General features: G+C 57.1%; 13 protein-coding genes. 2 read left to right on the top strand and 11 right to left on the bottom strand.

Translation table 11 applies throughout. The features are described 5' to 3' along the window. Window positions 1-8: 8 nt before the first annotated feature. The 4 genes from U1H99_RS12655 to U1H99_RS12640 all read right to left on the bottom strand — a co-directional run bounded on the left by U1H99_RS12655 (window position 9) and on the right by U1H99_RS12640 (window position 4,297). Window positions 9-1,169, bottom strand: coding sequence for an IS30 family transposase (locus U1H99_RS12655; RefSeq protein WP_323142089.1), 1,161 nt, complete (start codon window positions 1,167-1,169; stop codon window positions 9-11). Window positions 1,170-1,291: 122 nt separating this feature from the next. Further along, entirely contained in the window at window positions 1,292-1,675 is a 384-nt protein-coding gene (locus U1H99_RS12650; RefSeq protein ID WP_323142088.1) for a hypothetical protein, read from the bottom strand. A 293-nt stretch (window positions 1,676-1,968) separates the two neighbouring features. Continuing rightward, window positions 1,969-2,739 (bottom strand): NYN domain-containing protein, encoded by a 771-nt coding sequence (locus U1H99_RS12645; RefSeq protein ID WP_375341600.1) that lies wholly within the window; start codon window positions 2,737-2,739, stop codon window positions 1,969-1,971. 235 nt (window positions 2,740-2,974) lie between these two features. Then, a complete protein-coding gene (locus U1H99_RS12640; protein ID WP_323142086.1) occupies window positions 2,975-4,297 on the bottom strand; it encodes a helix-turn-helix domain-containing protein in 1,323 nt (440 codons plus the stop codon). An 867-nt stretch (window positions 4,298-5,164) separates the two neighbouring features. Between U1H99_RS12640 and U1H99_RS12635 the strand changes: the two genes are divergently transcribed. Next, complete coding sequence (locus tag U1H99_RS12635; RefSeq protein WP_323142085.1) at window positions 5,165-5,758, top strand: PEP-CTERM sorting domain-containing protein; 594 nt, start codon at window positions 5,165-5,167, stop codon at window positions 5,756-5,758. 185 nt (window positions 5,759-5,943) lie between these two features. On the opposite strand, the gene U1H99_RS12630 is transcribed toward U1H99_RS12635, so the two are convergent. From U1H99_RS12630 to U1H99_RS12600, 7 genes are all read right to left on the bottom strand, one after another. Beyond that, window positions 5,944-6,162, bottom strand: coding sequence for a hypothetical protein (locus tag U1H99_RS12630; protein WP_323142084.1), 219 nt, complete (start codon window positions 6,160-6,162; stop codon window positions 5,944-5,946). 132 nt (window positions 6,163-6,294) lie between these two features. Next, complete coding sequence (locus U1H99_RS12625) at window positions 6,295-6,459, bottom strand: hypothetical protein (protein WP_323142083.1); 165 nt, start codon at window positions 6,457-6,459, stop codon at window positions 6,295-6,297. Between the two features lie 522 nt (window positions 6,460-6,981). After that, the gene (locus tag U1H99_RS12620) at window positions 6,982-7,263 is read right to left on the bottom strand and encodes a hypothetical protein (RefSeq protein ID WP_323142082.1); all 282 of its coding nucleotides are present in this window, start codon (window positions 7,261-7,263) and stop codon (window positions 6,982-6,984) included. Window positions 7,264-7,354: 91 nt separating this feature from the next. Beyond that, on the bottom strand, window positions 7,355-7,828 hold the full coding sequence (locus tag U1H99_RS12615) for a hypothetical protein (protein ID WP_323142081.1): 474 nt from the start codon (window positions 7,826-7,828) through the stop codon (window positions 7,355-7,357). A 160-nt stretch (window positions 7,829-7,988) separates the two neighbouring features. Continuing rightward, window positions 7,989-8,570, bottom strand: a complete 582-nt coding sequence (locus tag U1H99_RS12610; protein WP_323142080.1) for a CDP-alcohol phosphatidyltransferase family protein — start codon at window positions 8,568-8,570, stop codon at window positions 7,989-7,991. Window positions 8,571-8,643: 73 nt separating this feature from the next. After that, window positions 8,644-9,075 (bottom strand): hypothetical protein, encoded by a 432-nt coding sequence (locus U1H99_RS12605; RefSeq protein ID WP_323142079.1) that lies wholly within the window; start codon window positions 9,073-9,075, stop codon window positions 8,644-8,646. Window positions 9,076-9,273: 198 nt separating this feature from the next. Continuing rightward, entirely contained in the window at window positions 9,274-10,944 is a 1,671-nt protein-coding gene (locus tag U1H99_RS12600; protein WP_323142078.1) for a sodium:solute symporter family transporter, read from the bottom strand. 361 nt (window positions 10,945-11,305) lie between these two features. Between U1H99_RS12600 and U1H99_RS12595 the strand changes: the two genes are divergently transcribed. Beyond that, window positions 11,306-12,904, top strand: coding sequence for a carboxylesterase/lipase family protein (locus U1H99_RS12595; protein ID WP_323142077.1), 1,599 nt, complete (start codon window positions 11,306-11,308; stop codon window positions 12,902-12,904). Window positions 12,905-13,040 lie beyond the last annotated feature (136 nt).

Here is a 13,040-nt window from a genome sequence, read left to right as displayed (position 1 = left end):
CCTTGGATTCAACCGGTCGACGCAACAAGTTGGCTGAATCGTTCAGCGGGTGTTTGATATTCTAAAGTCTTCCTTGGTCGCTCATTCAGTTTGCGGGCAACTTCATTGAGTTGAGCCTGCGAGTATGACGAGACATCGACGCCTTTGGGGAAGTACTGGCGCAATAGCCCATTGGTGTTTTCGTTACTGCCGCGTTGCCACGGGCTGTGCGGATCACAGAAGTAGACATCAATGTCGGTAGCAAGCGTAAAGCGCTTATGGTCAGCCAGCTCTTTACCCCTGTCCCAAGTGAGCGATTGATAGAGTTCCTGGGGTAATTCGCGTGCGTTATCGATCAATGCATCGATAACTGTTTCGGTGTCTTTGCTGGCGACTTTTACCAACATGACATAACGGGTCTGACGCTCAACCAAAGTGGCGATCTGGCTGTTACGGTCCCCGAACAACAAGTCGCCCTCCCAATGGCCAGGTACCGCTCGATCTTCGACTATGGCAGGCCGTTCGCTGATCGATACCGTATCTTTGATCCTGCCGTGGTTGTCGGTTTTTTGTGTGTGATGACGCGATCGGCGCATGATCCGGGGCCGCCGAAGATGCGCTAACAGCTCTTTTTTCAGCGCACCACGTGCCTGAATGAAGAGGCTACGATAAATCGTCTCATGCGACACCTGAAAGTCCTCATCCCCTGGAAACGTATGCTTGAGCCAACCGGCAATTTGCTCTGGCGCCCACTGTAATTGAAGTTTGGTGGCCACGATTTCTGCCAGCATAGGATTGTCCACCAGCTTACATGTCTTGGGACGTTGGGCACGCCTCCAGGCAGCATCGTCGGCACAGTTTGCTCGATAGCTCACCTGGCCGCCATTTCGGCAGATCTCGCGGCTAATTGTAGAAGGTGCTCGTCCAAGAAGTTGGGCGATTTGCCGGACCGGATGACCAGCAGCTAACGAGCGCGATATCTCTTCCCGCTCTGCCAGTGACAAGGCTAACCTTGACCGCTGCCTTTGCGCAGGGCGAATGCCTACAGACTCGGCAAGAATTCGCTGTATCGATGAGTGATTTCGATCGAACAGCGCGGCAATTTGATGAAGCGATTCGCCCTTCTTCCAACGCTCCCACATGAGCGCCTTCTGCGTTTCTGTATAGTAGATCCTAGGTCTCTGCTTCATCCGCAACACTCCTTCTGCTCATGCAGAGTTTAGTGTGTTGCATTGACCAGTTGAATCCAAGGCCGATTGCGGACCTTCCGCTACGTCTGCTTCCGACCCGAAGCAGACTGTCACCGTTCGGATCACAGGCCGTCTGGCAGACCGCTTTTGCCATCGAGCTTCGTGATACGCCATCGATTTTCGTCATGCTGTTCGAACTTGATCTCGTAATCAAAATCCGAAGTCACAACCAGAAGGCAGACGCGAAATTTACGGCTCGGGTCATGCTCGCTATTCCAGAGTTGCCGTCCAAGATTATTCAGCCTTTCGAACAGTTGGCTCTCTTTAAGGGTAGAGATTAGCGTCACTTCTGTAGCCGTGCCGTAAGAGGCGTTTGACCCATAGCGATCTTCTTCCGATTCAAACCGCCAATATGCATGCTCCCAACCAGGTTTTATTCGCTGCATCGCCGTGATGAGTTCTTTCGCCAGCGAGATCACTACCGGTGTCGCCCCATCAAAATCCATGCACAGTTCTCCTCAAGGTTACCAACGACTGCTCCTGGCCGATTGCAGATGTTCGGTAATGCTCAGTGTACCCGGCTGTTTCCCGCAGAGCAATTAGAGGGTTTTGTTAGACGTTCTTACTTGCGGGCTATTGCCGCTTTGCTCGCGCCAGGCTGGCTTACAAGCTTGACTGCTTCGCGCGCGAACTCTTCTGAAAACACCCGTCTTTCATGTGCTATGTATTACCTTCGATGGGGACATGAAACCTTTCGAAAGTGTCCATTGTGGTAGGGGTAAGCCACAATGACCGATTTCTACCGAGGCTGCATGCCGACCAAATCGTTTGCGCCGAGCTGGACTGTGTAATGTCCGCCTTCTGCCTTCGTGAGCACCAGAAGGTCGTAGGTCTTCAGCATGTCCACCAAACCCGAATAGCCATAAACGTCGGGTGAGAACGCGGGATCGGTGCGCTTCAAGTATTGGCCCAACGCGGATAAGTGCACTTGACCATCGGGTGTTTGCCCTGCCAGAAGGGCTACGGCATCGACGACGAACTTGGGCCGGCGTTTGACGAGGGTCTTTTCTCGCGGAGCACTGACCGCAGGCGAGGCTTTCGAGTCATGCTGGTTTTCCGGTTCCCCAGCTTCGTGCGCCCATTCGAAGAATTGATCACTGGCGTTTCTCAGCGCCGCTGGCGTTTTCGCTTCGCCGATAATGGATACCGTCGCGCCACGTTCACGCAGTTTGCGGCATAGATAGGCAAAGTCCGAATCGCTGGTGACAAGGCAGAACCGGTCAATACGACCGTCAAACATTGCCTCAAGTGCATCTAGTCCGAGAGCAATGTCAGACGTGTTTTTACCAGCAGCATACTGGAACTGCAGACATGGTGTGAAGGCCTTCTCGACTAACGCTTGCTGCCAAGTCTTTGCCAGTGTGGTGTGGTTACCGTACCCACGACGAAGCACGATGCGGCCAAACTGCGAAGCGATTTTTAACGCATAATCCAGAATGTCTGGACTGGTATTGTCGCAGTCAACAAACACGGCAACGCGCGGTTCGACGTAATTTTGCATTGTGCCCATTTCTGGTACCTGATCCGAAAAAAAGAATAGTAACTGTGCCTATGAGTATCCGATGTGGGGCCGCATACAACGGGCGTACGGCCCCGCACTCTGACTTACTTGCCTTTCGCCGGGTTGTTGCCTCGGCCACCGCCGGATGGATTACCGGTCTTGCTTGGTGCGTTGTCGAGTACAGTCATGATTTTCTCTCCTTGAAATCCCCGGCTTGAAGTTGCACGGCCCGGGGTGTACCGTGTCAGATGGTCGCGAAGGTCGGCCGCTCATCCGCGCAAGTCGAAGCAGTGTCACCGGCACGTAGCCAGTCCTCAATGTGCTGTCGGAGTTCGTCGAGATCCTTTTCGCGTACAGGCACTGTGCTGAATTCATCCGTGCCGGTTTCCTCGGCCAACACGATCCGGTAGCGCAGGTCTGCATAAATGATGCCTCTGTTGCGGGCGTCCCTCCGGCTTATGTCGACGGCACATCCGTTGACCCTTACGTGCCACCCCGACGTGTGCTCTGTGACGAGATGGGGCATGAGCGCCGTCCTGAGGTCGTTGGTAAGCCAGTTCATGAACAGGACTCGTGTCGATGACTCCCGTGCAAAATTCTTCTTGACGCTCTCCGGCATATCGCCGATGCCGCCATCTACCACCATGCGACGAAGCGGCTTTCCGTGGTTGCGGTCGTGCTCATCAACGACCAGCCGCAAGCGTCCATAGTCGGCTGGTGCCGTCCTGCCGGTGAAATCTGTTACGACGTCCGCATTCGCGAAAGCATGGGAATTGAGGCTCAGTTCCAGAAAAAACTCATCGCGCCACGAGGGGGCGGTCCAGCGCAAACCTGTAGCATCCGGTTGACAGCGTGTAAAATCGACAAGCATCCGGTCGCGTGTTCGTGGCCGACAGATTTCGATACGGACCCATGGTCTGTCGTACCACATGCGTACAGTGCTGTCGTTTCTGTGACTGCTCAGATAGGCCTGCATGACTTCACCGACCCGGTAGTTCAGGGAAGACACGCCGTCGACCACCTCGGAACAATTCATGATGCGAGACTTCACCGACAGGAACCAAAAGCCTCTGACATTTGCCGGTGCCAGGAGATCGCTTTCGGACAGATGGGTCAGGTTGACTAGGTCGGCAACCGTGGTCGGGTTTCTGACAAGTTGTACCTGCTCGATATGTTCTGCAATGTCCTCGGCAAGGTATTGTAGAGCGTTTACCTCATTGTCCTTGGCATGACGGGCCAACAGCTCGCGTAGGGCAAGGTTCTCTCCAGTGTCCAATTGCTGCGCCAAGAGGGCTTGCATGTGCATCAGGTAGGCATTCGGATCCGGCTGTTCGAGGCCTTGCAACAGCGGAACGGACACGCCAAGAACCTTTGCAAGTGCTGTCGCATAGCTGATGCTAATCTGTCCAGTTTCTTCAATACGTTGATAGTCGCGGACAAGAGACTCGGTCTCGGGCTTGTCCAACTGTTGAGCGATCTTCAAGGCAAGCGCCGCCTGGGTTAGTCCCTTTTCCTCGCGCAGGGCGCGGAGCCGGGTGTGATCGATTGCGAATGATGGTCGTCCCATTTTGTTCCCCGTTCAGTAAGTGGGAACATAATCTGCGAAAGCGTTTATGTCGTCTAGCGGCATAAACACGTCATAAACCGGCGAGCTAGGTTTGGGCCCAAGGTCATTGCTCGCCAATCCATGATCGTCGCCCGTAGATTCCTGTCAGCGGGCTAATTTGGAACTTCGTGAAGTGCCACTTTTGTCTACACCGTGTAGGCGCTGATGTACACCGGCAGGCTTTGTCAGCCGTTCAATGGTAGATCGCCAAATGCGACCCGGAGGCGCCTTGGAAGGATGCGAACCAAGTAGTCACGAGTGAAACCGGGTAGTGGAGTCGCGCGATCGTGCAAATGTGGTCGGCTGCCTTTGGGGGATTTGCAATGGGTCGGAAGATAAGCTGCTACAAACGACCAAAGGTCATCGGGGAGAGATGCCTGGACCATGGCATCAGTCCGTTCGGGAACACCGAGGTCGAACTAGCTGCCAACTATGCCTGTGTACTTCCGCTTTCGACCCAAAGCGGACTTTGCGTTCGCCTAAATTGCACGACATGGTCTTCAACAGGCAATGTGATTACAGTAAATTCGAAAGGTCTAGTCGATTGCTTGCGGTGATTAGTCTGTTGCCTCGCAACTGCGTGAAGTTGATGCACGTGCAGCAGACTGTCTCATGTTTCCCGCTTTCTCACTTGTCTTAATGGACTTGAAGATCCGGTGCTGCGTTCGCAGCGTGATATGCAAGGTGGATAAAAAGCATTGTCGAATTTCTTTACATTTGAGATACCGAAATAGCCCTTAAAAATCTTAAGTTGATGAATATCAACGATTATTTATTTACGGCACACTAATTGCTTATGTACTTCAGCATAATTAACTAAGGATCGTCATGAAAAACCTCTTCGCTACCGCCGCTATTGTCCTGGCAAACACGCTCGCGCTCTCCCACGCCCATGCGACTCCGTTCACGAACGGCAATTTTGAGAACGGCACTACCGGCTGGACGTACAGCGGCAACGTCAGCACCGCCGCCCCAGTCTACTTCGGCGCAGGTTCGGTGGCCAAAGATGGTAAGACGATGATCACCTTTAATAGCGGCGACTCGCCTGCCAATGGTTGGCTGATGCAGACCTTCGATACGGTCGCCGGCGCTACCTACCTCGTTAGTTTCGGTTACGGCATGGCCGGTGGCAACGGCAGCCAGGAACTGGATGCGTTTGCGCTAAACGCCAGCGGTGCAAGCTTAAGTACTCTGGCGGCGGTGTCGAACCACAAGGGTGACCTCGACACCTTCACGTTCATGTTCAAGGCCGACAGTACACAAGCAACGCTTAAGTTCATGGACAACACCCGTAACAGTACGGTCTCGCTGGACGGTGTGCTCGACAATGTCAGCGTTACCAACGTTCCGGAGCCTGCTTCCCTGGCCCTGGTTGGTCTCGGCCTGCTGGGTCTCGGTTTCGTAGCGCGCCGCCGTTCGTAAAGCGGTTTGGCGATTGCAAGGACTGGTGCGCCAGTCCTTATGCCTCACGTACGTGCATGGGCTGTTATTCGCATTTGATTTATTCAACAAGTGATGATGTGTCGATGCTTCATCCACTTCTACCGGTTGCGGATCCATGGGTATGTCTGCAGCCGACCCGAAGCGGACGTAACGAAACTGCTAGATCAGCGCTTGAACGGATCGATCCAGCCGGGCCGAAGTCCTGCCTCGTATTCTTTGCGCACGTAGGCGAGCGATTCTTCACATCCCATTTCTGGCTCGATAGCGCCTACGCAGCCCCAGCAATCTCCACCACAATTGCCTGAAAGCGGATCTGCCGGACTGTCGAGTAAACGTCCGCAGATCAGGCAGTATTCCTGCTTTTTGCTGTTCGTCATAATCATCGCGATTCCTAAACGCACTGTCTTGGCTGATCTCGGCCGGTCAAGCAAGCATAGCAGGTTGCCAAAGCGGAACAGTCACCAACGGTCACGACCGGCCCGAAACGACCCATTGCAGACGTCTAGGCCGCAGGTTTAAGAGCGCGCTTTTTCGAGCGATTCCTGCAACTTCACAATCAGGACTTCGACTTCGCTTTCGGAAAGATCTAATGGATCTCCATGCGAACCGACGGCGATAACGCACACTGCAGAGCCGTCGTGCCAGACGTCCAGACGGTCCTGCTCAAAGAGTTGGGGCATTGCACAATCCTTGTATACGTTTTTGGGCCGCTCTTGGTCGCTTGCACGCCTTGTGCTACGGCTGCTTCCGACCCAAACCGGACCTTGCAGATGGCTGAACTCGCGCTTTAAAAGTGTTGGATAACAAAGATCAGCAGGGCTGCGCCGGTGACAGTGAGCGCATATCCATTGAGGCGCACAGTCTTTTTTTTGCCCGGTTACTCTTGTATAGAAAAGCGTATAAATCCACCTTGTCATACCAAGGGTGACGACGGCGAAGATGGACCCACCATGTCGGTTGAAACGCCTTCCATAAGCCAACAAACAGTGCCATCACACCGATGAACGTTAGCCAGAATTGATCTCTCATCCCAAACCTTTACACGAGACAGCACTTGGTAGCGGGCGACCGCTCTTGGCCGACCTCGGCCGTTCAGCTCAGCATAGCAGGTTGCCGAAGCAGAAAAGTCACGAACGGTCACGAGCGGCAGCACCCGACCCAAAGCAGCCGTTCAAAACTCAGCCATTTAAGTGACCGCAGAACTACGCATTATCCTTCGGTCCCGTGCTCCACAAGTCGGCGAGACGTCTACCATCAGAGGTACCCAGGATGCCATCGATTGCCGCCACCTTCTTTAGGGCAAAACCAAGATCGAAGCCAGTCCCTGCTGCTAATGCCGAGGCTTCGTTGTGCAAGGCATAGGCAAGATGTGCCGCGAATCGTACATCGGTAGGAGCTTCACTCTCGCTTCCGACATATGAGGCCAGGAGCGAATGAATTTCATACATGGCATTGGCGATAAGTCTCGTTTCTGCTTCATCCATACTTCCGTCTGTCCGTCTAAATGTTATGTCCGCTGTTGGCCGATAGTAGGCATATCGTAATGTCCGCATCCTGAGCAGGCGTGCGATTTTGCTAGTTGCGTTTTCGGTTTAGTTCAATGTCCCATTTCTGAAGACGCTTATTTGCGTAGGCTGCCTTAAACGAGTTCTGAGATTTAGCAATGCGCTGTAATGCATCTTTGGCGCTCGTACCGCCAATATCAGCAAGTGCCCACGTCGCTTTACGCGCAAGCCCAAAGTACTCATCGTAGTTTAGGTATGCAAAATCAGCGTATGCGACCTCTTCAATAGCTCCTACTGCTGAGACGTCCCCTACCTTTTGAAGCGCGCTCACAACGTCTTCATGGCATGTATGCCATCTTGCCCGGCATAGGTCTATGAGGACTGGGAGACTAACTTCCACTAATCCATCATTGAAGGCGTATGCCAATGCAACCTCTAGTGCCTTCGAATCCTGTTTTTTGAAAGCGATTTCAAGGTCGTTAAGGGGCATCTCATCCTTGCGACCTTCTGCTCTCATTGCTCGGCCCAGTTGCGGTTTCGCCATGACGCTACGGTTCCGCACCTTATCCGTCAGCCTGCCGAGTAACCACTTTAGAAAACTCATCAGTACCTCTCAGGCAGTACGTCCATGCTTCGCCAACACTACGCTGTCATCGTCCGCTTCTGACCGGATGCAGACATTCCACAAACATCGATACCTGTTACTAAGTTTTGCCGGCACGTATGGCAATCGCATTTTTCAGGCTTTTGACGTCATGGGTCCACGTCGGAAGGACTAGTGAAATCAAAATACCTTCCAATTCCGACAGAAGGCCTATGAACAAGGAGATCCAGAGGAAGGGACCCGCGTAATCGAACATCACAATCATACTTACTGCGACCAGCAGCGACACCCCAAAAAGTTTTGCACTCAGCGCATGGTAGCTTGCGCCTCGCCCGAAACGCCACCAATCCAATGGATAACGAAGTAGTTCCAATGCGATCACGGTGCCGATACCCCAGCGATGCGCAAAGATAATTTCAGGATGACTAACCCAAAGACTTATCGCGATCCCAAAAGCGTAGATCGTGTCCGCTATGCTGTCAGCCTGGCGCAAGCCTGGTGTCGCCGTTCCCCAGCGGCGCGCCAGCTTCCCATCAAACCAATCAGACATTGCGGCCACGACGAACTGCCCCATCCACAGCACTTCAGGCAGTCCTGTAACTGCGATCCATATCGCTACCGGAGCGAGTAGCGCCCGGACAATGACCAACAACCAGGGTATGAGTCGTGTCAACGGATTCATCAATAATCTAAGCGGCAGTTAGCCGCATTCCTTTGCAACTGTGAAAAGCAGCTGGCGACCTGGGGGCGGCGTGCTAGAAGATGCCTGCCTCGCCTTTATCAAAGGCTTGCCGCCACTGTCTGTAGCCAACCAGTTCGGCGTCGCGGACCTGCTGATGGCCGACCCGTGTTTGTCCTTGGGCAGCGCCTACCGTGCGGTTAGGAACATGCCCGATCTTGACCGTCCAAGTACCTGCATCAGCCGCCACGCGCGCCTCTTCGAATGACTGGAATTCGGATTCACCGTATGCGGCGCTGACAACCAGAAGATAGTCGTCTTCCGTTGCTGTGAACTTTCTGCTTTGGATGCTGATAGACGTCCCTTTCTTTAAATCGAAACGATCGACCTTGAGAATTTTATTCACCGCGAATTTGCCATCGCTTTGTTTACTCACGAGCATATCCCCTTCGTTGAACGGAAATTGTTTGTATTCTGTTGGGAAGAACTCGCCAGCTTGTGTTGTCATCGAAGTAAAGATAACGAGTAGATGTAAGAGGTAACGCATTTTTTAACAGATAGTCTTTTGAGTTTGTATGTTCGGGGTAGTGCATTGCGTGCATACAGGAAGCAAAAGTTGTGCTGCAATGAACCCATTCGGCGCGTGAAAGATCGCATGAATGAAAAAAGCAGCCCGCAGGCTGCTTTTCGTGGACTTCTGAAACGCTTACCACCAGGCCCCATAGATCGCCGCCAGCATCACGCAAATCACCGCCGACCCCAGTGCAAAGCCGCCATCGACGCGGAACAGCGAGCGGTCGACGATCATGCGCTTGGCGCTGCCGTCCTTGCGGCCCATGGTGCTGATCAGGGCCATGCCGGCCACCACCAGGGCGAACACGATCAGCATGCGGTCCAGGAACGGGATCTCGTAGACGCCGCTGCCGTTGTCGACGGCGAAGCCGATCGGCGCCAGGAATCGCAGGTCCATCATTTCAGGCAGGAACTTCAGGACGATCGAGAACACCAGGCCGCCGATGGTCGCGAACATCGCCGCGGCGGCGGTCGTGCGCTTCCAGAAGAAGCCGAGCAGGAACATGGCCAGGATGCCGGGCGAGACGAAACCGGTGTATTCCTGGATGTACTGGAAGCCGCCTTTCTTGTCGATGCCCATCATCGGCGCGATGATCACGGCCAGGGCCATGGCGACCACCACGGTGACGCGGCCGATCCACACCATTTTCTTTTCGCTGGCTTCCGGGTGGAAGCGCTTCTTGTAGATGTCAAGCGTGAAGATGGTGGCGATCGAGTTGGCCTTGCCGGCCAGCGAGGCGACCACGGCGGCGGTCAGGGCGGCGAAGGCGACGCCTTTCAGGCCGGCCGGCAGCAGCGCCAGCAGGGTGGGGTAGGCGCGGTCGGGATTCAGCTCGCCGCCGACGCGCATGGCGTCGCCCAACGCGCCGGACTTGTCGAGTGCGAAGGCGGCGATGCCCGGCAGCACGATGATGACCGGCATCAGCAGCTTCAGGAAGGCCGCGAACAGCAGGCCCTTGCGTGCGGTCGGCAGGCTGGCGCCGAGCGCGCGCTGGGTGATGTACTGGTTGCAGCCCCAGTAGTTCAGGTTGACGATCCACATGCCGCCGATCAGGGTCGACAGGCCGGGCAAGTCCATGTAGTTCGGATTACCGCGTGCCAGCACCATGTCGAAGTGGTCGCGGGCGCTGTGGAACAGGCTGGTGGCGCCGTGCAGCACGCCCTTGCCGCCGCTGATGGTGGCGACCAGTTCCAGCGCCAGTACGGTGGTGACCAGGCCGCCAACGATCAGGCATAACACCTGGATCACGTCGGTGTAGCCGATCACCTTCATGCCGCCCAGGGTGATCACCACCGCGAAGGCCGCCAGGAAGATCATGCAGGCGAACAGGTTGAGGCCGGCGATGGAGGCGATCGCGATCGCGCCCAGGTACAGGATCGAGGTCAGGTTGACCACCACGTACAGGCCGAGCCAGAACAGGGCCATGGTGGTGGCCACCGCCTTGCCGTAGCGCTGCTCGAGGAACTGCGGCATCGTGTAGATGTGGTTCTTCAGGTACACCGGCATGAAGAACACGGCCACGATGACCAGGGTGGCGGCCGCCATCAGCTCGTACACGGCGATCGCCATGCCGATGCGGTAGCCGGAGCCGCTCATGCCGATAAATTGTTCGGCCGAGATGTTGGAAGCGATCAGCGAGGCGCCGATGGCCCACCAGGTGAGCGAGCCTTCGGCCAGGAAGTAATCGTGCGATTCGCGGCCGGAGCTGGATTTCTTGCGGCGGTAGACCCACAGGCCGTAGCCGGCGACGACCACGAAGTAGACCAGGAAAACGAAGGTATCGAGGGTGGAGAATGAAGTCATGGGGCTGGTTGTCTCTGTGCGCCAGGGTGCGGGCTTGCCCCTTTGCTTGTTATGTCGATGTTGAATCTGTGCTCAAGACATGCAGGACTGTTGCTGCCCGCCGGCATGTTATCGATTTCATCGAGCTTATCGGAAATATTGTGAATATGCTATAAGCGTTCCGGTCAAGCTGTATCTTTTTTGCAAGCAGCCGCCTCTGCCGGGCTTGCTGAACGGTGAGAATCATTGTAGGCGAGCATGTACTCCGGAAAATCGCCCCCAGTGAAACAATCACGCGCTTGATTCAGAACGGTGCCTGCGACATCATGTGGCACCGCCGAGTTCGCTGACCCGGACCACATAACAATCGATAAGGAAGCCCATGAGACAAGCATTCACCCCCACGCTCCTCGCCACCTTGCTGCCGCTGGCCCTGGCCGGCTGCGCCGCCACCGGTTCCGGATCGGGCGCTGCGCCGGATGGCCTCGGCGCCGCCAACCCGAGCGCCGGCACCGTCGCGGGCACCTTGCAGGGCATTCAGGAGGCCGGGGTGAAGGCGTTCAAGGGCATTCCCTACGCCCAGGCCCCGGTCGGCGCGCTGCGCTGGCAGGCGCCGCAGCCGGCCCCGGCCTGGAGCGGCGTGCGCCAGGCCGCCGCCTTCGCGCCGCGCTGCATGCAGCTGCCGCTGTTCTCGGACATGGTGTTCCGCTCGAACGGCATGAGCGAGGATTGCCTGTACCTGAACGTCTGGACCCCGGCCGCGCGCGCCAATGACGGCTTGCCGGTGCTGGTCTACTTCTATGGCGGCGGCCTGCAGGGCGGCGACGGCTCGGAACCGCGCTATGACGGCGCCGCCATGGCGCGCCAGGGCATCGTCGCCGTCACCGTGAATTACCGCCTGGGCGCCTTCGGCTTCATGGCGCACCCGGAGCTGAGCGACGAATCGCCGCACAAGGCGTCCGGCAACTATGGCTTCATGGACCAGGCGGCGGCGCTGCGCTGGGTGCGCGCCAATATCGCGGCCTTCGGCGGCGACCCGCGCCGGGTGACCATCGCCGGCGAATCGGCCGGTTCGTTCTCGGTCAGCGCCCAGATGGCATCGCCACTGGCGAAGGACCTGATCGCCGGCGCGATCGGCGAAAGCGGCGCGCTGCTCGGCCTGAACCCGCTGCCCAGCCTGCGCGACAGCGAAGCCGCAGGGGCGCAGTTCGGAGCCATGCTGAACGCGCAGACCCTGGCCCAGCTGCGCGCGCTGCCGGCCGACGTGGTGCTACGCGGCACTTCTGGTCCGAACACCTGGCGCTTCAGCGCCATCGTCGACGGCTACGTGCTGCCGCGCAGCCCGGCCGCGATCTATGCGGCTGGCCAACAGGCGCGGGTGCCGTTGCTGGCCGGCTGGAACTCGGCCGAAGGCGGCGCCGAGGCCATACTCGGCCAGGGCAGCGCGCCGACCGAGCAAGCCTTCCAGGCCGGCCTGCAGCGCCTGTACGGCGACAAGGCCGCCGCCGCGCGCCAGGCCTATGGCGGCGACGTCGCCCGCGCCGCGCGCGAACTGGCCAGCGACCGCTTCATCGGCTTCGGCACCTGGCGCTGGATCGACGCCCATGCCCGCAGCAGCGGCCAGCCGGTGTACCGCTATTACTATACCCAGCCGCGCCCGGCCACGCGCAGCGGCGACCCGGCGGCGAGCGGCGCCCACCATGCGGTCGAGATCGAGTACGTGCTGGGCAACCTGGACGGCAACCCGGTGTACGCCTGGACCGAGGCCGACCGTGCCGTGTCGCGCCAGGCGCAGGCCTATTTTGCCAACTTCATCAAGACCGGCAACCCGAACGGGACCGGGCTGCCGCAATGGCCGGCATTGGGGGCGCAGGGCGCCGCCAGCGGCACCGGGTTGATGGTGCTGGGCGCCGAGTCGAAGGCGGTGGCGGCCGAGGATGGCGCGCACCATGCTTTCCACCAGGCCGTGGCGCTGCCGTAACGCAGGGCACGGCGTCAGGCCGGGCGGCACATGCACGGTGCGTGCGCCGCCCGGCCGGTCAAGTCGATAAAATCGCGACGTAATCTGGCCGTAGGGCAATGCTAGTATGGATAAGGATTTGTCGAAAACTAACCCG

It is taken from the genome of Massilia phyllosphaerae (assembly GCF_034659755.1).
Classification (GTDB): domain Bacteria; phylum Pseudomonadota; class Gammaproteobacteria; order Burkholderiales; family Burkholderiaceae_D; genus Telluria; species Telluria phyllosphaerae.
This window is presented reverse-complemented; position numbering and strand designations above follow the sequence as displayed.

Coding starts and splice junctions, on each gene's coding strand:
- U1H99_RS12655 (WP_323142089.1), bottom strand. CDS start 1,169: ATGAAGCAGAGACCTAGGATCTACTATACAGAAACGCAGAAGGCGCTC.
- U1H99_RS12650 (WP_323142088.1), bottom strand. CDS start 1,675: ATGGATTTTGATGGGGCGACACCGGTAGTGATCTCGCTGGCGAAAGAA.
- U1H99_RS12645 (WP_375341600.1), bottom strand. CDS start 2,739: ATGGGCACAATGCAAAATTACGTCGAACCGCGCGTTGCCGTGTTTGTT.
- U1H99_RS12640 (WP_323142086.1), bottom strand. CDS start 4,297: ATGGGACGACCATCATTCGCAATCGATCACACCCGGCTCCGCGCCCTG.
- U1H99_RS12635 (WP_323142085.1), top strand. CDS start 5,165: ATGAAAAACCTCTTCGCTACCGCCGCTATTGTCCTGGCAAACACGCTC.
- U1H99_RS12630 (WP_323142084.1), bottom strand. CDS start 6,162: ATGATTATGACGAACAGCAAAAAGCAGGAATACTGCCTGATCTGCGGA.
- U1H99_RS12625 (WP_323142083.1), bottom strand. CDS start 6,459: ATGCCCCAACTCTTTGAGCAGGACCGTCTGGACGTCTGGCACGACGGC.
- U1H99_RS12620 (WP_323142082.1), bottom strand. CDS start 7,263: ATGGATGAAGCAGAAACGAGACTTATCGCCAATGCCATGTATGAAATT.
- U1H99_RS12615 (WP_323142081.1), bottom strand. CDS start 7,828: ATGGCGAAACCGCAACTGGGCCGAGCAATGAGAGCAGAAGGTCGCAAG.
- U1H99_RS12610 (WP_323142080.1), bottom strand. CDS start 8,570: ATGAATCCGTTGACACGACTCATACCCTGGTTGTTGGTCATTGTCCGG.
- U1H99_RS12605 (WP_323142079.1), bottom strand. CDS start 9,075: ATGACAACACAAGCTGGCGAGTTCTTCCCAACAGAATACAAACAATTT.
- U1H99_RS12600 (WP_323142078.1), bottom strand. CDS start 10,944: ATGACTTCATTCTCCACCCTCGATACCTTCGTTTTCCTGGTCTACTTC.
- U1H99_RS12595 (WP_323142077.1), top strand. CDS start 11,306: ATGAGACAAGCATTCACCCCCACGCTCCTCGCCACCTTGCTGCCGCTG.